The organism is Pseudomonas sp. RIT357 (assembly GCF_000632245.1).
Lineage (GTDB): Bacteria > Pseudomonadota > Gammaproteobacteria > Pseudomonadales > Pseudomonadaceae > Aquipseudomonas > Aquipseudomonas sivasensis.
The window spans coordinates 102171-125809 of sequence record NZ_JFYX01000023.1 but is presented as its reverse complement, the minus strand read 5'-3'; the positions used below and the strand labels follow the sequence as shown (position 1 = coordinate 125809).

General features: G+C 59.2%; 21 protein-coding genes. 6 read left to right on the top strand and 15 right to left on the bottom strand.

The features are described from left to right. Window positions 1-3: 3 nt before the first annotated feature. Window positions 4-2400 carry a diguanylate cyclase gene (locus tag BW43_RS12025; protein ID WP_032887615.1) on the bottom strand — a complete coding sequence of 799 codons (2397 nt, stop codon included), beginning with the start codon at window positions 2398-2400 and terminating at the stop codon, window positions 4-6. 137 nt (window positions 2401-2537) lie between these two features. After that, complete coding sequence (rlmKL, locus tag BW43_RS12030; RefSeq protein ID WP_032887613.1) at window positions 2538-4805, bottom strand: bifunctional 23S rRNA (guanine(2069)-N(7))-methyltransferase RlmK/23S rRNA (guanine(2445)-N(2))-methyltransferase RlmL; 2268 nt, start codon at window positions 4803-4805, stop codon at window positions 2538-2540. A gap of 532 nt (window positions 4806-5337) precedes the next feature. Between rlmKL and rmf the strand changes: the two genes are divergently transcribed. Next, the gene (gene rmf / locus BW43_RS28390; RefSeq protein ID WP_002553055.1) at window positions 5338-5553 is read left to right on the top strand and encodes a ribosome modulation factor; all 216 of its coding nucleotides are present in this window, start codon (window positions 5338-5340) and stop codon (window positions 5551-5553) included. A gap of 108 nt (window positions 5554-5661) precedes the next feature. On the opposite strand, the gene BW43_RS12035 is transcribed toward rmf, so the two are convergent. From BW43_RS12035 to sctC, 5 genes are all read right to left on the bottom strand, one after another. After that, on the bottom strand, window positions 5662-6696 hold the full coding sequence (locus tag BW43_RS12035; RefSeq protein WP_032887611.1) for a quinone-dependent dihydroorotate dehydrogenase: 1035 nt from the start codon (window positions 6694-6696) through the stop codon (window positions 5662-5664). Between the two features lie 86 nt (window positions 6697-6782). Next, complete coding sequence (locus BW43_RS12040; RefSeq protein WP_032888087.1) at window positions 6783-7244, bottom strand: transglycosylase SLT domain-containing protein; 462 nt, start codon at window positions 7242-7244, stop codon at window positions 6783-6785. Continuing rightward, on the bottom strand, window positions 7237-7635 hold the full coding sequence (locus BW43_RS12045; RefSeq protein ID WP_032888085.1) for a winged helix-turn-helix domain-containing protein: 399 nt from the start codon (window positions 7633-7635) through the stop codon (window positions 7237-7239). The genes BW43_RS12040 and BW43_RS12045 overlap by 8 nt, the downstream gene beginning before the upstream one ends. A 142-nt stretch (window positions 7636-7777) precedes the next feature. Further along, complete coding sequence (locus BW43_RS0127570; protein ID WP_032887609.1) at window positions 7778-8002, bottom strand: FliM/FliN family flagellar motor switch protein; 225 nt, start codon at window positions 8000-8002, stop codon at window positions 7778-7780. A gap of 15 nt (window positions 8003-8017) precedes the next feature. Further along, window positions 8018-9466, bottom strand: a complete 1449-nt coding sequence (gene sctC, locus BW43_RS12050) for a type III secretion system outer membrane ring subunit SctC (protein WP_032887607.1) — start codon at window positions 9464-9466, stop codon at window positions 8018-8020. A gap of 249 nt (window positions 9467-9715) precedes the next feature. On the opposite strand from sctC, the gene BW43_RS12055 reads away from it, so the two are divergent. From BW43_RS12055 to cobA, 5 genes are all read left to right on the top strand, one after another. Further along, window positions 9716-10942 (top strand): CmpA/NrtA family ABC transporter substrate-binding protein, encoded by a 1227-nt coding sequence (locus BW43_RS12055; protein WP_032887605.1) that lies wholly within the window; start codon window positions 9716-9718, stop codon window positions 10940-10942. 13 nt (window positions 10943-10955) lie between these two features. Further along, on the top strand, window positions 10956-11531 hold the full coding sequence (locus tag BW43_RS12060) for an ANTAR domain-containing response regulator (protein WP_032887604.1): 576 nt from the start codon (window positions 10956-10958) through the stop codon (window positions 11529-11531). A 211-nt stretch (window positions 11532-11742) separates the two neighbouring features. Further along, on the top strand, window positions 11743-12954 hold the full coding sequence (locus BW43_RS12065) for a NarK/NasA family nitrate transporter (protein WP_032887602.1): 1212 nt from the start codon (window positions 11743-11745) through the stop codon (window positions 12952-12954). Beyond that, window positions 12954-14624, top strand: a complete 1671-nt coding sequence (locus tag BW43_RS12070) for a bifunctional protein-serine/threonine kinase/phosphatase (protein ID WP_032888083.1) — start codon at window positions 12954-12956, stop codon at window positions 14622-14624. Before BW43_RS12065 ends, BW43_RS12070 begins: the two co-directional genes overlap by 1 nt. Window positions 14625-14650: 26 nt before the next feature. After that, entirely contained in the window at window positions 14651-15394 is a 744-nt protein-coding gene (gene cobA / locus BW43_RS12075) for a uroporphyrinogen-III C-methyltransferase (RefSeq protein ID WP_032887600.1), read from the top strand. A 57-nt stretch (window positions 15395-15451) separates the two neighbouring features. On the opposite strand, the gene BW43_RS12080 is transcribed toward cobA, so the two are convergent. The 8 genes from BW43_RS12080 to ppsA all read right to left on the bottom strand — a co-directional run bounded on the left by BW43_RS12080 (window position 15452) and on the right by ppsA (window position 23546). Next, window positions 15452-16432, bottom strand: a complete 981-nt coding sequence (locus tag BW43_RS12080) for an OmpA family protein (RefSeq protein ID WP_032887598.1) — start codon at window positions 16430-16432, stop codon at window positions 15452-15454. Window positions 16433-16539: 107 nt separating this feature from the next. Further along, window positions 16540-17130: an RNA polymerase sigma factor SigX gene (sigX, locus tag BW43_RS12085; protein ID WP_032887596.1), complete on the bottom strand. Its 591-nt coding sequence runs from the start codon at window positions 17128-17130 to the stop codon at window positions 16540-16542. Between the two features lie 87 nt (window positions 17131-17217). Further along, window positions 17218-18042, bottom strand: a complete 825-nt coding sequence (locus tag BW43_RS12090; protein WP_003175519.1) for a mechanosensitive ion channel domain-containing protein — start codon at window positions 18040-18042, stop codon at window positions 17218-17220. 2 nt (window positions 18043-18044) lie between these two features. Next, the gene (locus tag BW43_RS12095; RefSeq protein ID WP_025854229.1) at window positions 18045-18290 is read right to left on the bottom strand and encodes a hypothetical protein; all 246 of its coding nucleotides are present in this window, start codon (window positions 18288-18290) and stop codon (window positions 18045-18047) included. Window positions 18291-18375: 85 nt separating this feature from the next. Next, a complete protein-coding gene (locus tag BW43_RS12100) occupies window positions 18376-19371 on the bottom strand; it encodes a zinc transporter ZntB (protein ID WP_032887594.1) in 996 nt (331 codons plus the stop codon). Between the two features lie 24 nt (window positions 19372-19395). Beyond that, window positions 19396-19887 (bottom strand): ribonuclease E activity regulator RraA, encoded by a 492-nt coding sequence (gene rraA, locus BW43_RS12105; protein WP_032887592.1) that lies wholly within the window; start codon window positions 19885-19887, stop codon window positions 19396-19398. Window positions 19888-20074: 187 nt separating this feature from the next. Then, entirely contained in the window at window positions 20075-21064 is a 990-nt protein-coding gene (locus tag BW43_RS12110) for an alpha/beta fold hydrolase (RefSeq protein WP_032887590.1), read from the bottom strand. Window positions 21065-21170: 106 nt separating this feature from the next. After that, window positions 21171-23546, bottom strand: a complete 2376-nt coding sequence (gene ppsA, locus BW43_RS12115) for a phosphoenolpyruvate synthase (RefSeq protein WP_032887588.1) — start codon at window positions 23544-23546, stop codon at window positions 21171-21173. Window positions 23547-23639 lie beyond the last annotated feature (93 nt).

The following is a 23639-nucleotide window of genomic DNA, read 5'->3' as shown; positions in this document are numbered from 1 at the left end:
CACTCAACACAGCGGCGTCGCCTCTACCCGATCCCTGCCCGCCTGCTTGGCTACATAAACGGCCGAGTCGGCGCGCAGCAACAACCCATCAATACCTTCGTCGATCCGCCAACTGGCCACACCAAAGCTGGCAGTGACGATGCCCACCACGTCCATAGGCTCGTTGCGCAGCGACTGCCACAATTCCATCGCCAGGCTGTAGGCCTGTTCGCCACCGGTGTTGGGGCAGAGCACCATGAATTCCTCGCCACCCAGCCGACAGAAGACATCGGAACGACGCAAGCGTTGGCCGATGCGTTTGCACAACTCCTGTAACACCGCGTCGCCGACCGCGTGACCATGCTTGTCGTTGATGCGCTTGAAGTGATCGATATCGAGCATGATCACCGACAATGCCCCGCTGGTCCGATTGAGCCTCACCATCTCGGCCCTGAGTCGGTCCTGAAAATAGCGTCGATTGTGAATTCCGGTCAGGGAATCAGTGATGGACAGTGCGCGTAGCTCCTCTTCAACCCGCTTCAAATCGGAAATGTCCGACACGTAGCCATGCCACAGCGTACCGCCACCCGGTAACTCTTCCGGTGTGGCTTCGCCGCGAATCCAGCGCAGACCCCGTTGTGGCAACTGCACCCGGTACTCTTCGCGCCAATGGCTCAACTGCAACGCCGACAGGCGAATCGAGGCTCGTACCCGCTCCACGTCCAGCGGGTGGATACGCTCGAAAACTTTCTTCGCGTCCTGTTGCAACACACCGGTTTCGATTTCATAAATGTCGCGCATACCATCGCTGGCATAGATGAACCGCCAGTTTTCGCGGGGTTCCAGGGTGAACTGGAAGATACCGCCGGGCACATGGGCGCTGAGTTTCTTGAGGAGGCGGTCACGGGCCGCCAATGCTTCGTAAGCGCGTTTTTGCTCGGTAATGTCCAGGTAAATCGCCAAGTGCCCGATCCACAAACCGTGATCATCCAGCAACACAGTGGCCAGCATGTTCACAGTCAACTGGCTGCGATCCTCGCGCACCAAGGTCCATTCCCGGGCTTCGTGCAGGTTATCCGGGCTCTCGACCAGCATCGCCTGACTGGCAGGGATTCGCTTGCCCAAGGCCACGCTCAGGCTAGCTGCACGGGCTTCCAGTTCCGACGCCAAGTGCAAGCTTTCCAGGGTCAACTTACCCACCACCTGCTCGGCTGAGAACCCGAGCATTTGTTCGGCACCGGCATTGAAGGTGTTGATGACGCCGCGTAAGTCGGTGGCAATGATGGCGACCTGGGTCGCCGCATTCAGCACGCTGCGCAGTTGGCCATGGGCACCGCGTAACTCCTGCTCACGCAGGCGCAACTGCACGGTACGCTGTTCCACCAGCTTCACGGCGCGCTGGCGTTGGCTGACCAGCACATAGAGCAAGGCGCTGAGCAATAGGCTGAGCAACCCGCCCATCGTCAGGATCGTGATCAACGAAGAATGGTTAGTCTGGTCGAACATCTGGCTCGGACGTAGGGTCAGGGCATAAACGTGGTCCCCCAAGGTAAGACGGCGCGCACCGATCAGGTCGCCGTTTGCCACGCTATTGCTCGATTCGTAGAGCACACGTTTCTGTAGGTCGGAGGTATCGACGATCTGCATCACCAGGTTGTCCCGTTCCGGCTTGGGCAAGCCGTCAGCTACTAACTGGCGCATGCTGATCACGGCCATCACGTAGCCAAAGGGCTCATCCTGGGACTGCTCGGAGGTGGACAGGTGACTGACCGGCGCCACCAGCAATACCCCAGTGGCATAAGCAGGCTCAACGCCTACCAGTTGCATGGGCTGGGAAACCGCCAGCTTGCCGCTTTTTTGTGCGCGCTCAAGGGCTGAGCGCCGCAGGGGCTGGGCCAGCAGATCAAAACCCAGTGGCGAGCCCAGCAGACTTTGAGTCTGGCTGTAGAGCACCGGCACGTATTCATCACGCTCAGGCGCCGGGGCCAGTTCTCCGGCGCTATTTAACTCACGGATGACAAAGGGCGCACCACGCTGGCGGGACACCTCTTGTTCGAACTGGCTGCGTTGATCGCGAGACACGCGCGGCGCCCAGGCGTAGGCCCGGGTGCGCAATAGCAAAGGCTGGGCGAAACCATCGAATTCTTCACGGGACACGTCGTCGGAATTGACGAAGAACCGCCGCAGGCTGTTTAAGCGCTGTTCCTGATCTTCGAAGCGTTCCTGCAGGCGGGTATACCGCTCGTTGACCAGCAACTGGAAACGCTGGCGCACCTGTTGTTGATAGAGATCGAAGGACGCCCAGGCGACGATGAGCGTCAGGGTACAGCCCGCCAGAAACACCACCAATGCCACCAGCCAAGCCGACGCCTGTTCACTGATAAAGCCTAGGATTTTCGGGCGAACGGCTTGCATCGGCATAAGCAACACTCACAACGCCAGCGTGCGGGGGTGTCACTTTGGCTAGGCCTTAAGTTATAGCTATCGGCCCAGAGTTTGACCAGCGTAAAAAAGCCGCAAGACCGGATTAAACCAGGCTTGCGGCTTCAGGCTGTTGGTTAACCGCGAGCGGTGATTTTCCAGGCCCGATGGATCTTGGCGTTGCGCGCAAAATCCGGATCGATGGTCTTGTCGCTGATTTCCTCGACCGTGTAGCGCTCGCTGAGGTTTTCCTCCAGCGCGAACTTGCGGAAGTTGTTCGAGAAATACAGCACACCACCCGGTGCCAGGCGTGCCATCGCCAGGTCCAGCAACTGTACGTGGTCACGCTGCACGTCGAAAATGCCTTCCATGCGCTTGGAATTGGAGAAGGTCGGTGGGTCGATGAAGATCATGTCGAACTCATCGCGGCTGGCCTCCAGCCAGGCCATCACGTCACCCTGCTCCAGGCGGTTCTTGTCGGAGAACCCGTTGAGGGAGAAGTTACGACGCGCCCAGTCCAGATAGGTCTTGGACAGGTCAACGCTGGTGGTGCTGCGCGCGCCACCCTTGGCTGCATGCACACTGGCGGTGGCGGTGTAGCAATACAGGTTAAGGAAACGCTTGCCGGCCGCTTCCTTCTGGATACGCATGCGCATCGGGCGATGGTCTAGGAACAGACCGGTGTCGAGATAATCGGTGAGGTTGACCAGCAGCTTCACGCCGCCTTCACTGACTTCGGTGAACTTGCCTTGGGCGCTCTGGCGCTCGTACTGCTTGGTGCCGCTCTGGCGCTCACGACGCTTGACCACCACGCGGCTCTTGTCGATGTTCAGCGCCTGAGGGATCGCCGCCAGCGCATCGAACATACGTGCGGAAGCTTTTTCCGGGTCAATGGACTTCGGCGCGGCATATTCCTGCACATGCACCCAATCGTGGTACAGGTCGATGGCCATGGAGTATTCGGGCATATCGGCGTCGTACACGCGATAGCAATCCACCCCTTCACGCTTGGCCCACTTGCCCAGCAGCTTGAGGTTCTTCTGCAGGCGGTTGGCGAACATCTGCCCGCCTTCGCTCAGGCGCGCCTGCTCGACCACAGGGGCCGGGGCTGGCTTGATCGGGTTGCCGTTCTTGTTGTACTGGCGCTCTTGTGGCTCGACCGGGGCTTGGTCGTAAACGGCCTGCTCACGTTCAGCCTGGCGCTGTTCCGGGGTACGACGCTCGCCGGTAACGAACTGATCCGGGTTGACCTTGATCAGCAGCAATTTGCACGGCAACGCGCCGTTCCAGAACGAATACTGCTTGTGGCTGCGAATGCCCATGCGCTTGCCCAGGTCCGGTGCGCCGGTGAACACCGCGGCTTCCCAGCCCATGCAGGCCTGGCGCAGACGCTCGCCGAGGTTCTGGTAGAGGTACAACAGGCTGGCTTCGTCACCCAGACGCTCGCCGTAGGGCGGGTTGCAGATCACCAGGCCTTTCTGGTTCTGGTCCGGGCGCGGCTCGAAGGTGCCGACTTCGCCCTGGTACACCTTGATCCAATGGCTCAGACCAGCACGCTCGATGTTGTTGCGCGCGGGCTGGATCAGACGCGGGTCAGCCTCGTAGCCACGCACCCACAGCGGGGTTTTATTCATGCCGATGGCGGCACGTTCAGTGGCTTCTGTATGAAGTTTCTTCCACAGCGCCGGCACGTGGCCAAGCCAGGTGGTGAAGCCCCACAGTTCGCGGTTGAGGTTGGGGGCCATGTCGGCGGCAATCATCGCGCCTTCGACCAGGAAGGTCCCCACACCGCACATCGGGTCAGTCAGCGCGCCGCCTTCGGCAGCAATACGCGGCCAGCCGGCACGAATCAGGATCGCCGCCGCCAGGTTTTCCTTCAACGGCGCCGCGCCCTGCTGCAGGCGGTAGCCGCGCTGGTGCAGGCTGTGGCCGGAAAGGTCGAGGGACAGGATTGCTTCGCCACGGTCCAGGCGCAGGTGAATGCGCAGGTCCGGGTTGATCTTGTCGATGGACGGGCGTTCGCCGGTCGGGGTACGCAGCTTGTCGACGATCGCGTCCTTGACCTTCAGCGCGCCGAAGTGGGTGTTGTCGATGCCCGAACCGTGACCGCTGAACTCCACCGCCAGGGTGCCGTCGGAGACCATGTGGTCGGCCCATTCGATGTCCAGCACGCCGTGGTAGAGGTCTTCGGCATCCTTCATCGGGAAGCGCTTGAGCACCAACAACACGCGGTTGGCCAGGCGCGACCAGAGGCACAGGCGATAGGCGGTTTCCATGTCGGCCATGCCGCGCACGGCCGAGGTGTGCTCGCGGGCTTCCTCAAGGCCAAGCCCGACGGCTTCCTCGATCAGCAGGCCTTCGAGGCCCTTGGGGCAAGTGAGGAAGAGTTCAAAACGGTCCGACATGGGGCATTCCAGGCTTTTCAGCAATAAATGAACGGGCGACGCATCGCCGGTTCGGTTTTCAATCAAGCACTTTTCTCGAAGAGTGCTCGCGTGGCACGAATGTGCCGTCCCACCCCGTCTGACGGGCCCTTGAGCCTTTATTGACGGGGCAGAGTGATTTTTTTAAGCAACAAAAAGAAATATTCCGACCCTTCGTCGAATAGTAACCGACCGCAACGGGCCAGCATTCTCACTAAAGGATTAAACCCATCCTCTTTGCAGGGTGCATCATAGCTGGCTTTGCCTCAAAAAAGGGGCGAAAAGCCATCCCAGCTTATGGCTATAGCATCGTAATCGTTACGTGCTTATGACAAAACGATCATTGAATCCGTGTGACCTATTGGTTAGAACTCAACACAGGTTGGCGCCGTAACGACGCCAACACCTAGGCTCGCCACGCCGGCAGCGAGCCCACCAACGGCAGAAAAACTCTGCCCGGCCTCAGACGAGGCCGAAGGATATCAAGACAGTCAACAAGTGAGGGAAACACCCTATGAGAAGACTTAAGCGTGATCCGTTGGAAAGAGCTTTTTTACGCGGATATCAATATGGCGTTCATGGCAAATCCCGTGAGCTTTGCCCATTTACTCTACCGTCGGTACGCCAAGCCTGGATCAACGGCTGGCGAGAAGGACGAGGCGACAACTGGGACGGTATGACTGGCACTGCGGGAATCCACAGACTCAACGAACTTCACGCCGTCGGCTAATCAAGGGCACTTAATTCCGACACCACCACGAATAGATGACGACTTAACCACGCACGCCCTCTCAAGGCGGCGGGCTTCGGCCCAGGGGCTCCTTTTAAGGAGCCCTTTTTATTGGGCGATCCTTCGACGCAATGCTGCGATCGCATCCACCGATTGACGAATAAGTGCCGGGCCTTTGTAGATAAACCCGGAGTACAACTGCACCAGGCTCGCGCCGGCAGCGATCTTCTCGGCTGCGTGCTTGCCTTCGGTGATACCGCCCACTGCAATGATCGGCAAACGCCCGGCCAACTCAGCAGCCAACACCTTGACGATATGGGTGCTCTTGTCCCGCACCGGCGCACCTGACAGGCCACCGGCTTCGTCGCCATGGGCCAACCCTTCGACGCCGACACGGCTGAGGGTGGTGTTGGTAGCGATCACTGCGTCCATACCCGAATCCACCAGGGCTTGGGCCACCAGTACGGTTTCCTCGTCACTCATGTCCGGGGCGATCTTGATGGCCAGCGGCACGCGCTTGCCATGGCGCACTGCCAAATCTTCCTGGCGCTGGCGCAGGGCTTCGAGCAATTGCTTGAGGGAGTCACCGAACTGCAGGCTGCGCAAGCCCGGTGTGTTCGGCGAGCTGACGTTGACGGTGATATAGCTGGCGTGGGCGTAGACCTTGTCCAGGCAGATCAGGTAATCGTCCACCGCTCGCTCAACCGGTGTATCAAAATTCTTGCCGATATTGATGCCGAGGATGCCCTTGTACTTCGCAGCCTCAACCCGCGACAGCAGATGATCGACGCCGAGGTTGTTGAAACCCATGCGGTTGATGATCGCCTCGGCTTCAGGCAGGCGGAAGATCCGCGGCTTGGGGTTACCGGGCTGCGGCCGTGGCGTCACGGTGCCGATCTCGACAAAACCGAAACCCAGTTGCGCGAAGCCATCGATGGCCGCGCCGTTCTTGTCCAGGCCAGCGGCCAGTCCGACCGGGTTGGGGAAGTCGAGCCCCATCACTGATACCGGCATTTTTGCGGGTGCCTTGCACACCAGGCCGTTGAGCCCCAGGCGGCCACCGGCGCCGATCAGGTCCAGGGACAGATCGTGGGAGGTTTCCGGGGAGAGTTTGAACAACAGCTGGCGGGCCAGGGTATACATGGGCGGGCTAGACTCGGATGGCGGCGAAAGGTGGCGGCGATTATAGCCGGGGTGACGGGGTGCACGCGAGGCGTGCTACCCAAACATCAATAGCGCTGCTGTACGAGCAACTCATAGCGTGCCCAAATTTTCTCTGCATAGCGCATGCGCAATGCGTCGCGCTGGGGGCCTGAGCCGGCGCCAACATTGTAGGAACCTACCGCCGTCCAGTTGTAGCCAAAGCGCTGAATGAAATCGGCCAGTATGGAAGCGCCCACTTCCACTGAGAGGCACGGCTCACTCAACAGCCGCTCCTCGGTAATGCCCAGCTTGAGCAAGCGGGGCAAATGGATACTGTTGATCTGCATCAGGCCGATGTCACGCGTACCATTTTGGTTTGCGTGGTTGATCGCATCTGCACGAAACCCCGACTCCACGGCAGCGATAGCCTGCAGCAATTCAGGCTCGATACCGTAGCGACTGGCGGTTTCCTCCCAGCAGTAGGCAAACGCCTGGTTTGCGCTGATCAATAGGCCGAGCAACAGCAGCCTGCGCCACAGCTTAGCCACGCCTGAGCTGGCCACAGGCCGAACACAGGTGCTGCGCGGCATCCGTATGCCCGGCCCCATGCCGCTCAACGTTCACCGGACAGGTGAAGCGATACCCACGACCGTAGATGGTCTTGATAAAACCCTTGTCGGCTCCAAGATGCTTGCGCAGCGAGTAAATGCAACGGGTCAGTGACTCCTCCGCGACCTCCCCTTGTGGCCAGGCCAGTTCAAGCAAATGATCCTTGGTCATCAGGACACCGCCAGAGGCAAGCAGCAACCGCAAAACATGCAGCTCCTTGGGCGGCAACTGAACATCGCTGACTTTACCGCTTAGACGACCATCGCCATGCAGTATCCACTGGGAGAAATACAGGGAAGTCGCAGTCAACCCATCATTCACGACGGCCATATCCACCTCGGCATCCGACTCATTCCTTATTTCCAGTACTGGCTCTTGTGCCCACGTCATGACTATAAAAAACCGCCTTGCAGCCCACGCTAGGAAAAAACCCATACAGCCGCCGCTTTTCAGCATCACCCTGTAAGACCGTTCATTTACAACTGTCAGATGCCCCTTTTCGATAGACCTCGTGCAATTCAATCCCCAGGCGATCCTCCAACTGCACCAACTCCCCCAACGCCAATAGCCGGCCGTTAACCCGAACCTCCACGCAGTGGTTGATTCCAGGCGCCAATGGCAGCACCTTCCCAGGCGCAAAGGCTGAAAGGCGCCTGAAACTGACCAGTTGTTCCTGTAGAAGAATTTCCATATGCACGGGTTAGCACCTTTTTCACGGAGAGATATCGCGACCCGGGTGCACAAACGCACGTTGCACTCGTTCGTATTGCGCCGCAGTCAACGGCGGCGCACCAACGCCTGCCGGTAAGGCCTTCTCGCTACCCATGGCCCGGGACTGAATCACAAACAGACGAACCTTGGCCGAGCCATTTGATACGGCGTTTCGTCCCTGCTCATTGGCCTCACGGCTAAACGGCCCCAACCACAGGCGCTTGCCCTGCGGCACTTGCACCACGCTACTGACACTCACCCGTCCGACCGCGCTCGGTTTGCCGCGCCGACCTACCTGGCTCATCTGGCGACCATCCTCAACGTGGAGAAGCATCTCGATCTGATTCGCTTCGGCAAAACGCGGCAACACGCTGACTTGGGAGCCGTAATGCACAGGCTTCCAATCAGCATGATCCTGTCCGGGAGCGGGCAGATAGAAGGTGTGGTTATCCTGAAATACCGCTGGCACGTTCTCTTGGGTGAGAATCACCGGTAACGTCATCACTTTCGCTCGCCGCCGATGCTCCAGCGTGGCGATTTGCGCCATCAAGCGGTTATCGTCAATCGGTTCCAGGATTCGCGTGGCCTGACCCTTCGCCTCCTTATCCCAGGCAGGCTCCAGTTTTTTCAGGTCGTCACGCTCCACGTCCACCATCCAGAGCGAGACTTCGACAGACCGCTTGGGTGTGTCCAACTCGGCGATCAATCGCTCGATGAATCCCAATTGCTCAGGTTCGCCCTTGATCAGCAGGCTGTTGGTATCCAAATAGGGGATCACCACCAGACTCTTGTCGGCCAGTGGTCCGTCCTCCTCAGACGCCAGCAGGGTGTCGATCAGCGACGCGATCCCCGGCACCGTGACCTTTTCCGGGCCCATGGAGTACACCCGGTCAGCAACATGGGTGTTGAGTACCTGGACGACAGCAAACGCCTGGGTACCCACGCGCAAATCAGCACGTTCAAGGTCCATCAATTGGGCCAGTTGCAACACCTGATCGACATAATTAGGCGGACCCGACACGGAGAATGTCCGAGCTCCGCTGATCCTAAGGGGGTAGCGCGTTTCATCAACCCCAGAGCGGCGCATGAGGGCACGAAACCTGTCGACGGATATATGCAACAACGTCACGGTCGAGCTTTTTGCTTCGCTGACGTCATAGATGTAGAGCGCCTGCCCGTCGCCGTACCAGATCAAGCCGTATTGCAATGCAAGCGTCTCCAGGGCGTGTTGAGGTGTATCGAGGTCAATGACTTCACTGATGCGTGTGCGCGCCACTTCACTGCTCACGACAATGGGCAGGCCCATAGGCACGGACAAGGCAGTAAAGACGGTATGCAGGCTCTCGTCCTGCGCCTGATAGGTTTCGCCATGGGCATCGGCACCTCCCAGCATCAGCGCGGCAAGCAGTAGCCAGAGGCAGGGAGTCGTTAAGGGAAAGTCAGCGTACACCGTAGGTTTCCTGGGCGGCCTGGCAGTGAGAGGCGGCCATACTGAGAGGCCGTCCATTTTCAATCTTGATGGAAAGGTGACGGCCGACAGCGCTTCCAGGCCCGTGGCATGTGCCTTGCTTTGCACTCGGTATCAGAGCGCACTCCAACGGCGGAGCGAGCTTACGGACAAAGGCGTCGTTACCCGCAATGGCCTTGCATCGCCATCTGAGGGAACGGCGCTTTTTTTTGAAAGAAAAGGTAGGTGTTGATGAACGATTCGGTTGGCAGCAGCCCGACAAGAGACCCACTGGCCTGGGTCAACGGCAGTGATGCTCCGGAAAAGAGCAGCCTCGACCTGGGCTTCATGGCTTTGAGCGACTGCGCCTCCCTGGTGGTGGCGGCAACCCAGGGCTTCGCTCAACCTTATGGCCTGACGCTAAACCTCAAGCGCCAATCCTCGTGGGCCAACCTGCGGGACAAACTGGTCAGCGGTGAACTGGACGCCGCCCACAGCCTGTACGGGTTGATCTATGCCGTTCACCTGGGCATCGGCGGCGTCGCACCCACCGACATGGCCGTGCTGATGGGATTGAACCAGAACGGTCAAAGCATCAACCTGTCCCACGCCCTGCAACGACAAGGGGTGGTCACTCCTGAGGCATTGGATCGCCACGTGCACCAAAGCCGAACAAAACTGACCTTCGCACAGACCTTTCCCACAGGCACCCACGCCATGTGGTTGTACTACTGGCTCGCAAGTCAGGGCATTCATCCGTTACAGGATGTGGACAGCGTCGTGGTACCGCCCCCACAAATGGTTGCGCACCTGCAAGCTGGTCGGATTGATGGCTTTTGCGTCGGAGAACCCTGGAGTGCCAGCGCAGTCGCGCAAAACCAGGGCTTTACACTGGCAACCACCCAAGCGATCTGGCCGAACCATCCAGAAAAGGTGCTCGGCTGCACACAGGCCTTCGTCGACCAATACCCCAACACCGCCCGCGTATTGGTCATGGCTATCCTCGAAGCCAGCCGCTTTATTGAAGAAAGTATCGAAAACCGGCGTTCCACCGCGCAGTTGCTCAGCGGCCGCGAGTACCTTGACGCGCCTCTCGACTGCATCGAACCCCGCCTGCTGGGCATTTATGACGATGGCCTGGGCAACCACTGGCAGGATCCCCATGCCCTGCGCTTTTTCGCCGATGGCGAAGTGAACCTGCCATATCTCTGCGATGGCATGTGGTTCATGACCCAGTTTCGACGCTGGGGCCTGCTGCGCGAAGACCCTGATTACCTGGGCGTTGCCCGCCAGGTCCAGCAACTGGCGCTGTATCGCCAGGCGGCAGACGCGCTGGGCATCAATGCGCAACGCCAGGACATGCGCAGCAGCCAACTGATCGACGGCAAGGTGTGGGACGGCTCGGACCCCGTCGGCTACGCCCGCAGTTTCCGATTGCATGCCATCGCCGACCACGCCAACCGCCAAGCCTTGCGCTGACAGGAGCACTTCTATGCTGCGAATCCTGTTGATCAATGACACCCCGCGCAAGGTCGGGCGCCTGCGTACGGCGCTGATCGAAGCTGGCTTCGAGGTGATCGATGAGTCCGGCCTGACCATCGACTTGCCGGCACGCGTCGAAACAGTGCGCCCGGATGTGATTCTGATCGATACCGAGTCACCGGGCCGCGATGTGATGGAGCAAGTGGTGCTCGTCAGCCGCGACCAGCCCCGGCCTATCGTGATGTTTACCGACGAGCACGACCCGAACGTGATGCGCCAGGCCATCAAGTCCGGTGTCAGTGCCTATATCGTCGAGGGCATCCAGGCCCAGCGCCTGCAACCGATCCTCGACGTGGCCATGGCCCGCTTTGAAAGCGACCAGGCCTTGCGCGCCCAGCTTCAGGCGCGGGACCAGCAGTTGGCCGAGCGCAAGCGCATCGAACTGGCCAAGGGCATGCTGATGAAAATGAAGGCCTGTAATGAGGAAGAGGCCTACACACTGATGCGCCGCCAAGCCATGAGCCGCCAACAGAAACTGATCCAAGTGGCAGAGCAAATCATCGCCATGAGTGAACTGCTCGGCTGATGTGGCGCGGGACTTGCTAAACAATCATCACAGGTAACCAACGGCGGTTGCCCCTCCACGACAAAGACGTCGCACATCCGGTTTGCCCTCGCGAACCCGATGGCGGCGTTTTTTCGTTTTGGCCCCAGCAGCACGGGGCCGGTGGGGCGGCCTCAGCCGGCTGCTCCATCACTAGGCCTTCTTACAAGACTCCCAACCGTTGAGGTGCGTGATGAAATCAAGCTTCTGGAAATCCGGGCACACCCCGACCCTGTTTGCCGCGTTCCTGTATTTCGATCTGAGCTTCATGGTCTGGTATTTGTTGGGCCCGCTGGCGGTACAGATTTCCGCCGACTTGCACCTGACCACTCAACAACGCGGCTTGATGGTGGCGACACCGATCCTTGCGGGCGCTGTGTTGCGCTTCCTGATGGGCATGCTGGCGGACAAGCTATCCCCAAAGACAGCCGGGCTGATTGGCCAGGTGATTGTGATTGTCGCGTTGTTCGGCGCCTGGAAACTGGGGGTTCACAGCTACGAACAAGCCTTGTTGCTAGGGCTGTTCCTCGGTATGGCCGGCGCATCCTTTGCAGTGGCGTTGCCGTTGGCGTCCCAGTGGTATCCAGCCGAACACCAGGGCAAGGCCATGGGCATCGCCGGCGCCGGTAATTCGGGCACAGTGTTCGCTGCATTGTTGGCCCCGGTACTGGCGGCGGCCTTTGGCTGGAGCAACGTGTTCGGCTTCGCACTGATTCCGCTGATCCTGACCCTGATCGTGTTCGCCTGGCTCGCGAAAAATGCGCCTGAACGCGCTAAAGCCAAGTCCATGGCTGATTACTTCAAGGCTCTGGGCGACCGCGACAGTTGGTGGTTCATGTTTTTCTACAGCGTGACCTTCGGTGGATTTATCGGCCTGGCCAGCGCCCTGCCCGGCTATTTCAACGATCAATACGGCCTGAGCCCCATGACCGCCGGCTACTACACCGCCGCCTGCGTGTTCGGTGGCAGCCTGATGCGCCCACTGGGCGGCGCCTTGGCCGACCGTTTCGGCGGGATCCGCACACTGCTCGGCATGTACAGCGTCGCAGCAATTTGCATCGCGGCAGTCGGTTTCAACCTGCCCAGTTCCTACGCGGCGCTGGCGCTTTTCGTCTGCACCATGCTCGGTTTGGGCGCAGGCAATGGCGCTGTGTTCCAACTGGTACCACAGCGTTTTCGCCGTGAGATCGGCGTGATGACCGGCCTGATTGGCATGGCCGGCGGCATCGGCGGTTTCGCCCTGGCGGCGGGCATGGGTGCGATCAAGCAGAGCACCGGAAGCTATCAATTGGCCTTGTGGTTGTTCGCGAGCCTGGGCGTATTGGCCTGGTTCGGTCTGCATGGCGTCAAGCGCCGCTGGAGAACTACTTGGGGTTCGGCCGCTGTGACCGCCGCGCGCGTCTGATGAGCCTGCAACTGAGCATCGCCCACGCCAGTGCCATCGGCCCACGGGCGGAAAACCAGGATGCGCTGCGGGTGGTTACCCCCGCTGCGGAACTGGCGGCGAGCAAAGGCTATCTGTGCGCCATGGCCGACGGCGTGAGCCAGTGTGCAGACGGTGGCCTGGCCGCCCGATCAACTCTGCAGGCCCTGGCCCTGGATTACTACGCCACGCCGCAAACCTGGGGCGTGGCACAGGCACTGGAGCGGTTGCTACTCGCACAGAACCGCTGGCTGCAGGCCAATGGGGGAGGTCAACCGTTGCTGACCACCCTCAGCGCCTTGGTCTTTCGCGGCCAGCGCTTCACCCTGGCCCATGTCGGCGATTGCCGGGCATATCGCTGGCTGGACGGCGAGTTGCAGCGCATCAGCGAAGACCATGTGTGGGAACAGCCGGGCATGCAGCATGTTCTCAAGCGTGCCCTTGGCCTGGATCAACATCTGGTCCTGGATTTTCTCGACGGTCAATTGCGCGAGGGTGAGTGTTTCCTGCTGCTCAGCGATGGCGTGTGGGCGACCCTGGCCGATCACAGCATCAGCGCGATCCTGCGTGAACAAACCGACCTCGACCTGGCGGTAAGCACCCTGATCAACGCCGCGCATCTGGCGGGTAGCCAGGACAATGCCAGCGCCCTGCTGGTGCGTGTCGACACGGTCGGCGAGGCCACGCTCGGTGACGCCTTGGTGCAGCTGCAGCAATGGCCCTTGCCACCGCCACTCAAAGCCGGGCAACACTTTGAAGGTTGGCAGGTCGACGCCGTCCTGGCACACAGCAGGCAGTCATTGTTGTACCGGGTACGCGATGCCCAGCAGCAACCCTGGCTGCTGAAAACGCTGCCCCTGAGCCGCGATAATGACAGCGACGGCGGTCAGGCATTGTTGTCGGAAGAATGGTTTCTGCGACGGGTTGCCGGGCGGGCGTTTCCGGAAGTCCATACGGCCAGCGGGCGTCAGCATTTGTACTACGTGATGCGTGAATATCCCGGTATGACCCTCGCCGAGCTCTTTCAGCGCCAGGGCCCACTGCCCCTGGCGCAATGGCAGTCCGTCGCCGAGCGTTTGCTGCGCGCGGTGGGCATGCTGCATCGACGGCAGATCCTGCACCGCGATATCAAGCCGGAAAACCTGCTGCTGGGGGACGACGGAGAATTGCGAGTATTGGATTTCGGTCTGGCGTATTGCTCGGGCCTGTCAGAGGATCGCGCCCATGTGCTGCCCGGCACTCCGAGCTTTATCGCGCCTGAGGCGTTCAATGGCGACCGTCCTACAGCACAACAGGATTTATATAGCGTTGGTGTGACGCTGTATTTCCTGCTGACCGGGCACTACCCATACGGTGAAATCGAAGCTTTCCAACGACCTAGATTTGCCCAATCCGTCACCGCCAGCCGCTATCGTCCGGACCTCCCGGACTGGCTCCCTCTGAGCCTGGAACGCGCGGTGGCAGCGCAGCCCGCGCATCGCTACGAGACTGCCGAGGAATGGCTGCTGGTGCTGGAGCAGGCTGATCGCCAAGAGCTGAGCATCCGTCCGAAGCCACTCCTTGAGCGCGAACCTTTGAAGGTTTGGCGCACCTTGGGCCTGGTCTCGATGCTGATCAATCTGATTCTTCTGTATTCACTCTTTCATAGCTGACGTCAGCTCTAGACGAGGAAAAACACATGAACGCAAAAGTCTGGCTGGTGGGCGCAGGCCCCGGCGACCCAGAACTGTTGACCCTCAAAGCCGTACGGGCAATGAACGAAGCCGATGTAGTGTTGATCGATGATTTGGTCAACCCGGCCGTACTGGAGCACTGCGCCGAGGCTCGTGTGATTACCGTGGGTAAACGCGGTGGCTGCCGCTCAACCCCGCAGGATTTTATCCATCGCCTGATGCTGCGTTACGCCCGCCAAGGCAAGTGCGTGGTGCGGCTCAAAGGTGGCGATCCGTGCATTTTCGGACGCGGTGGTGAAGAGGCCATGTGGCTGCGCGAGCGTGGCGTCGAGGTGGAGTTGGTCAACGGGATCACCGCAGGGCTGGCGGGTGCGACGAACTGCGCGATTCCTCTGACATTGCGCGGTGTCAGCCGCGGCGTGACGTTGGTCACGGCCCACACTCAAGACGACAGCAGCGTTAATTGGCGCGCGCTGGCAGAAGGTGGAACGACATTGGTGGTGTACATGGGCGTGGCCAAGCTGGAGGAGATTCGCCAGCAATTGCTCGGAGGCGGGATGGCAGCTGATATGCCAGTGGCGATGATCGAAAATGCATCACTGCCCCAGCAGCGCGAATGCCGTAGTGAGCTGTCACGCATGCACGAGGATGCTCATTCCTTTGCCTTGAAGAGCCCTGCAATCCTGGTGATTGGCAGTGTTGCCGCCACCGACCAAGTGGCCTACATCACGGCAGCGGCCAGTGCCTGAGGCAAATTCCAGGCGAAAAAAAGCCCGGCCTGAGCCGGGCTTTTTTCTACTCAGTAATTACTGAGCTTGAGCTTCAACCGACGCTTCTACGCGACGGTTAACAGCACGACCTGCTTCAGTTGCGTTGTCAGCAACTGGGCGGGATTCGCCGTAACCAACAGCAGTTACACGGCTAGGAGCAACGCCGTCTTTAACCAGGACTTGCTTAACAGCGTCAGCACGACGCTGGGACAGCTTCTGGTTGTAAGCGTCTGGACCTACGGAGTCAGTGTGACCAGCAACTTCTACGTTGGTAGCTGGGTACTGAGCCATGAAGTCGGCCAGGTTTTTCACGTCGCCGTAGCTGTTAGGCTTAACAACGGATTTGTCGAAGTCGAACTTAACGTCCAGCTCAACACGAACAACCTGAGCAACTGGAGCTTCTGGCTCTGGAGTTGGCTCTGGAGCTGGTGCTGGAGTAGGAGCTGGAGCAGCTGCGCCAGCGTTACCGCCGAAGTTTACGCCCAGGCCGACCAGTGCGGAGTAGTCCCACTTGCCGTTGTCCAGACCGTAGTCAGCTTCAACACCGGCACGAGCGTACAGGTTGTTGGTGAAGTAGTACTTCACGCCAGTACCGACGGTAGCGAAAGTGGTCTGATCGCGACCGCTGTGGCCGTCAGCTTGTACGTTGCCACGGCTCTGGTGGCCGAAACCGCCTTCAACGTATGGACGCAGGCTGTCAACACCAGCTTGACCGAAGTGATACTGGGCAACCAGGCTGCCGGTATCGCCTTTGATCTTCTGGCTACCAGTACCGTCGTTCGAACGGGTGTGGTTGGTTTTGTCGTAGGACAAGTTCAAGGACAGGTCGTCGGTCAGGAAGTAACCGATGCGAGCGCCAGGATTGAAGCCGTCTTCGATGTGCTTGACGCTATCGTTGTACTGCTTCTTGTAGAACAGCTCGCCTTCAACTGCGCCTTGGCCTTGTGCCAGAACGCCGAAAGAAGTTGCGGCAATAAGAGAACCAATGGCCAAGCCCAAGGTGTTTTTCAGTTTCATCCGTTAAATCCCCATCTGGTGATTGTAAAGCAGTCCCACAAACCGGGGGACAACTCGGCGACAAGTCTAACAGAACTTGCCTACACGTAAGAGATATTTGCCACGCACTAAGTTTCAGTCTCGCCCGCAAATTTCTCACGTAATTTATCTAGAGCACGTTTGTAACGCATTTTTGTAGCACTCAAACCCATGTGCATGATGTCAGCGATTTCCTGGAACTCGAGCTCTGCGACAAATCGCAGCACCAGAATTTCCCGGTCAATCGGGTTCACATACACCAGCCAGCGATCGAGTCCGCCCTTTTCCTCGGGTGCCGGCGACTTCTCTTCAGTCGCCTCCTCAAGGGGGTCCAGACTCAAAGCGTCCATCAAGCGACGCTTTCGCCGTTCCTTCCGATACTGCGTGATGCACTCGTTGTACGTGATGCTGTAGAGCCAGGTCTTGAACTTCGATTTACCCTCAAAGTTCTTCAGGCCGTACAACACCTTGAGCATCACTTCCTGACAGACATCGTCCGCATCTCTATCGTTCCCTAAATACCTTGAACAAACGTTGAACAGAGTGCGTTGATATCTGCGCATCAATTCTTCGTACGCGCGAGTGACGTGAAACAGCTCCGTGTGCGAGCGCGCGACCAACTCCTCATCAGAGAGCTCACGGGGGTCATAGCGCGTGGACAGCGTTTGGGCTTTATTCAAAACAAGTCGTGCCGACAGTCAGGTCAATGTCCGCTACAGCCCGGTCAGCCGAGCTTGCGGCGGCGTACATTAGCAGGGTTTACCGGATTAGCGGCTACTGACCTGCTGCTCCAGGAGAATCCGATTGGACAACGACACCAGGTCACCGTCATCGGTCAGCACCGTCGTCTTGACCGTGCCGATCTCCTCGATTTGCCCTTCGACCTCGCCTACACGCACCTGTTGCCCAACTTGATACAGCTCGCGCACATAGATTCCCGCAAGAATCTGACCCGCAATTTCCCGGCTTCCCAAACCCATGGCCAGCGCAACGGCCAGACCAACGGTAATCAAAACGATCACAATTACGTGGTTGAGCAGGTCAGTCTTGACCTCCAACTGGCTGATCGCGACCGAAATACTGATGATGATCACCAACCCCTGGGCAATTCGCCCCAGGCCAGCAGCATAGTCCAGCCCCACGCCTTCGGCAGCGCCGCGCACCAGCCCATTGGCCAGTTGCGCCAGCAGAACACCTACCAGCAGTACCAGCGCGCCGCCGAAAACTTTCGGTAAATACAGCGCCAGCATGTCGAGCGTAGCTGAAACTCGCTCAAGTCCAAGGGATTGAGCCGCAGAAACCAGAAAAATCAGCAAAACGAACCAATAGACGATCTTACCGATCAACGTGGAGATCGGCACTTGCAGCCCGGCACGCCCCAGCAGCTTGGTCAGGCCAGTGCCTGCCATCAGGCGATCAAGCCCGAGTTTAGCGAGCAATTTGGACAGCAGGGTATCGAGCAGCTTGGCTACGACAAAGCCCAGCAATACCAGGACCAGAGCACCAAACAGGTTGGGAATGAAGTTCGCCACCTTGGTCCACAATGCGGTCATTGCAGTGACCAGGCTCTGGGTCCAGAGATCAAGTTCCATATTCAATCAGCCTTATCAGCAGTGCGAGCAAGAGGTTTACGACGGGAAACCGGTGAAACATGGGCCGAACCGTTGTTCAAGGCCATCATCAACGCCGGCACCCAGCGGCCGAGCAGACCGAACAGGTCACCCGCGCCCACCTGGCGGTTAGCGGTTTTCAACACGCGGCCCAGGCAGGCATCGTCGTCACGGTTGGACGGCGAGGCATTGAGCATGTCACGTAAAGACTGTTCGAACGGATCGTGCATAAAGACCTCTCGCAAGTGTTTTAAAGACGAGGGGAAAATTCCTGGGGTCACATAGGACCCTTCCTACATTCAGGTGATATTCAGCTCAAACCCAGCGTAACCGCCGAAATAGCCACCATTGTCCGAGGGCCACCGACACCATCAACAGGCACGCAATGATGAAGCCATAGGGGCTCTGAGAGAAAGGTATGCCTCCCACATTTATACCCAGTAAGCCGGTCAAGAAGCTCATGGGCAGGAAGATTCCAGTGATGATCCCAAAGCGATACATCGTGCGGTTCATGCGCACGCTCAAGCGCCGGTCTTCGGCCTCCAGCACAAGCCCCACGCGCTCGCGGGTCAATTCGAGCTCTTCCAGATAGCGGGTCAGGCTGTTGTTCAATTCGTTCCAATAGTCGGCATCGTCATCGCAGAACCATGGCAATTTGATCCGCGTCAGTTGAGCAAAAATGTCCCGCTGCGGCGCGAGGAATCGCTTGAGCCCTGCCGCTCGTCGACGGATCTGCAACACGCTGCCGTGCTCCGGAGTATACCGTTCGTCGGTATCGAGTTTTTCTTCCTCGGAATCCACGACTTCAGAGAGGTCCGTGACCAGATCCTGCACTTTATTGGTCAGGTACTGCGCCATATAAAGGATGAGTTCAGACGCAGTTCTTGGCCCTTTTCCCTCCGCCAGTTGCACAAGCAGTTCATCGGTAGCGCGCAGCGGGCGCAGGCGCAAGGAAATCACGCGGCTGGCGGCGGCGAAGATACGCACCGACACCATGTCTTCGGGCTCTGCACCCGGATTGAGGTTAACCCCGCGCAGGAACAGGAGGAGCTCGCCCTCTGGCAGCGGCAACAAGCGCGGGCGGGTGTTCTCCTCCAGCAGCAGGTCGCAGGCAAATTCGCTCAGGCCACTGGATTTACGCAGCCAGGTCTGGGTCTGCGGATGGCTGCGATCCCAATGCAGCCACAGGCTTTCCTGGGGCTGCAGTTGCAAGTCGTCGAGCTCAGTCCGGGCAATCGAACGCGCACCGCCTTTACCGTCCAGCACCAGGGCATGCACCAGCCCCCATTGCGCGTTTTCTTCCTCGAACATCCTCACCCCGTCGGTTATTGCGGTTTATTCAGGCATTTTCAGCGGGCTTGGCGACACAATCACGCCATTATTATCCGCATAGATGTACTCACCCGGACGAAAGGTCACGCCGGCAAATGTGACCACCACATTCAAGTCACCAATGCCGCGCTTGTCGGTCTTCATCGGGTGGCTGGCCAGGGCCTGGACGCCAAGATCGGTCTGCGCGATGACATCGACATCACGGATGCAACCGTAGATCACCAACCCTTCCCAGCCGTTTTTTGCAGCTTTCTCGGCAATCATGTCGCCCAACAACGCGCGCCGCAGGGAACCGCCCCCGTCGACCACGAGCACCTTGCCGGCGCCCGGCTGGTCGGCTTGCTCCTTCACCAGCGAGTTATCTTCGAAGCACTTGATGGTGACAATCTCGCCGCCAAAGGAATCTCGGCCGCCAAAATTACTGAACATCGGCTCGACCACCTGCACCAGATCCGGGTAGGCGTCGCAGAGGTCGGGGGTCACGTAATGGTTCATCGAAAAATTCCTTTCTGCCAGAGAAGTGTCTTTCAAAGAAGTACCGGCCGAAGCGGACGGGGAACATCCCTTTCGCCTCGCCGCAACGCAAGAGCCACTGCGCGACTGAATATGACCAGAAGCGTTCAGCGCGTCATATCTTAGCCGCAACCTCGCACAAGCGAAACGCCCTTGGCAGAGCGCTGCGTCAAACCGTCGCCACTGTATCGACCGGGGCGCCAAGCAACGGTGTGAGCGGATCTTTTAACCATTGCGCCACCAGCGGCCACACTTCGGCCTGGGCGGCCTTGCTCACCAGCATTTCCACATGCCCGAAATCCTCGGTAAAACCTTGCTGGCGGCCCAGGCAAAGGTATTGCCGATGCTCAGAACCGATTTGCTCGAACAACTTGCGACATGCCCAATCAGGGTCCTGTTGATCACCGGCAGCACTGACGGCCAACAGCGGCACATCGACGGTTGCCAGGCCTTTCCACCAGTCCTGCTTACCCTCGCCAAAGCGTCCAAACAGGCCATTCCAACGCATGGCTTCGATCAGCACGCCTGCGGGCTCATCCTCCGGACCGCGCTTGAGGCGCGAGCCGGACAATTCCCCGAAGCGTTTCAGAAGCAATCGACCGGTCCACTCCACCGGAGGAAGCTTCAATGGCCAGTGGGTGCGACTGACCTGGCAACCAAACAAGGCCACGGAAGCCACTGCCGGCGCGCCAAGGTGCTCACCACCCAGCGCCGCCGCCAAGGCTGTGCCGCCCAGGGAGTGCCCGATCCAGTGGGGGATCTGCGCACTTTGCTCTCTCACAAACGCGCCGATAGCCGGCAAATCATAGCGCGCGTAGTCAGCGACCCGATTTTTGGCGTAGTCATGATTGCGCTTGGACAAACCATGGCCGCGCATTTCCGGTATCCACACATCGAAGCCCTGGCGCGCCAGGAAAGCACCCAAGCCGATGCCTTTAGGCGAATACCAGAAACGCCGATTGGAAAAACTGCCGTGCAACAAAATAACCGGGATGCCCCGGTTTTCCGGGACATCGGCAAGGCCCAAACGGGTAACTGCCAGCTCAACGGTGCCGTCGGGGCTATTACCGGGTTTGAGGCGATATACATCTTCACTCAGGTCGCCACGACGTTCAGCGCTGATCAGGGCGACGGGAAACAGATTGCTGCTGCTTTGCATAATGCTCTTGCACAAAAAAGGGCGGCGTCCGGAAGGAGATCCGCCCTGCACAGATAAGAATGCCGGTCACCCACAACGAGTGACCGGCACTTTTGACGTAGCGACTTTAGGCGGACGCTTGGCCTTCCGCCAGGAAGAACCAGGTTTCCAGCACGGAGTCGGGGTTCAGCGAGACACTTTCGATGCCCTGTTCCATCAGCCAACGCGCCAGGTCAGGATGGTCGGAAGGGCCTTGGCCGCAGATGCCGATGTACTTGCCGGCCTTGTTACAGGCCTGGATAGCATTGGACAGCAGCTTCTTAACCGCAGGGTTACGCTCGTCGAACAGGTGAGCGATGATCCCGGAATCGCGGTCCAGGCCCAGGGTCAGTTGGGTCAGGTCGTTGGAACCGATGGAGAAACCGTCGAAGAACTCCAGGAACTCTTCGGCCAGGATGGCGTTGGACGGCAGTTCGCACATCATGATGACGCGCAGACCGTTTTCACCACGGGACAAACCGTTTTCAGCCAGCAGGTCCACCACTTGGCTCGCTTCGCCCAGGGTTCGGACGAACGGCACCATGATCTCGACGTTGGTCAGCCCCATCTCATTACGTACACGTTTCAGCGCGCGGCATTCCAGCTCGAAGCAATCACGGAACGCTTCGCTGATGTAACGCGAGGCGCCACGGAAACCCAGCATTGGGTTTTCTTCTTCCGGCTCGTAAAGCTTGCCGCCGATCAGGTTCGCGTATTCGTTGGACTTGAAGTCCGACAGGCGCACGATGACCTTTTTCGGGTAGAACGCCGCCGCCAAGGTGCTGATGCCTTCCACCAGCTTCTCGACGTAGAAGCCCACCGGGTCGTTGTAACCGGCGATGCGCTTGTCGACGCTTTCCTTGATATCCAGCGGCAGGCCGTCGTAGTTCAACAGCGCCTTGGGGTGCACGCCGATCATGCGGTTGATGATGAACTCCAGGCGGGCCAAGCCCACACCGGCGTTCGGCAACTGCGCGAAATCGAAGGCACGGTCCGGGTTGCCGACGTTCATCATGATCTTGAACGGCAGGTCCGGCATGGCGTCGATGGAGTTTTGCTTGATGTCAAAGCCCAGTTCGCCTTCGAAGATGAAACCGGTGTCGCCTTCGGCACAGGACACGGTCACGCCTTGACCATCCTTCAACAGTTGGGTGGCGTTGCCGCAACCTACAACTGCCGGAATGCCCAGCTCACGAGCGATGATCGCCGCGTGGCAGGTACGCCCGCCACGGTTGGTGACGATAGCGCTGGCACGCTTCATCACTGGTTCCCAGTCCGGGTCGGTCATGTCGGAGACCAGTACGTCGCCTGGCTGGACCTTGTCCATCTCGGACACGTCCTTGATGATCCGCACCTTGCCGGCGCCGATGCGCTGGCCGATGGCACGGCCTTCCACCAGCACGGTGCCGGTTTCCTTGAGCAGGTAGCGCTCCATGACGTTGGCCGAAGTGCGGCTCTTCACGGTTTCCGGACGGGCCTGCACGATGTACAGCTTGCCATCGTCGCCGTCTTTGGCCCATTCGATGTCCATCGGGCACTTGTAGTGCTTTTCGATGATCATCGCTTGCTTTGCCAACTCGCTGACTTCCGCGTCGGACAGGCAGAAACGTGCACGCTCGGCCTTGTCCACATCAACGGTTTTCACCGAACGACCGGCCTTGGCCTCGTCGCCGTAGATCATCTTGATGGCTTTGCTGCCCAGGTTGCGGCGCAGGATGGCGGGACGGCCAGCTTCAAGGGTGTGCTTGTGTACGTAGAATTCATCCGGGTTGACCGCGCCCTGTACGACGGTTTCGCCCAGGCCGTAGGCGCCGGTGATAAACACCACGTCACGGAAGCCCGACTCGGTATCCAGGGTGAACATCACGCCGGCGGTGCCGGTTTCCGAACGCACCATGCGCTGCACACCGGCAGACAAAGCCACCAGCTTGTGGTCGAAACCTTGGTGTACGCGGTAGGAAATGGCGCGATCGTTAAAGAGAGAGGCAAACACTTCCTTGGCGGCGCGGATCACGTTTTCCACGCCACGGATATTAAGGAAGGTTTCTTGCTGACCGGCGAAGGAGGCGTCGGGCAAGTCTTCGGCGGTGGCCGAGGAGCGCACGGCGACAGCCATGTCCGGGTTGCCGGCCGACAATGTGGCGAAGGCGGTGCGGATTTCTTCGTTGAGCTTCTCGGGGAACTCGGCGTCCATGATCCATTGGCGGATCTGGCTGCCGGTCTTGGCCAGGGCATTGACGTCATCGACGTCCAGGGCGTCCAGCGCGGCGTGGATCTGAGCGTTCAGGCCGCTCAGTTCGAGGAAATCGCGGTAAGCCTGGGCCGTGGTGGCGAAACCACCGGGCACCGAGACACCAGCGCCTGCAAGATTACTGATCATCTCGCCGAGGGATGCGTTCTTGCCCCCCACGTGCTCTACATCATGGACGCCGAGCTTATCGAGGGAAACTACGTACTCTACCAAGGTGATCTCTCCACTTTCTGTGTTGGAAAAGCTCAGGACGCCGGCGGCTCAGTAGGAGCTAACGCCCGCGCTTGTGGCCTGGACCTGGAAAAT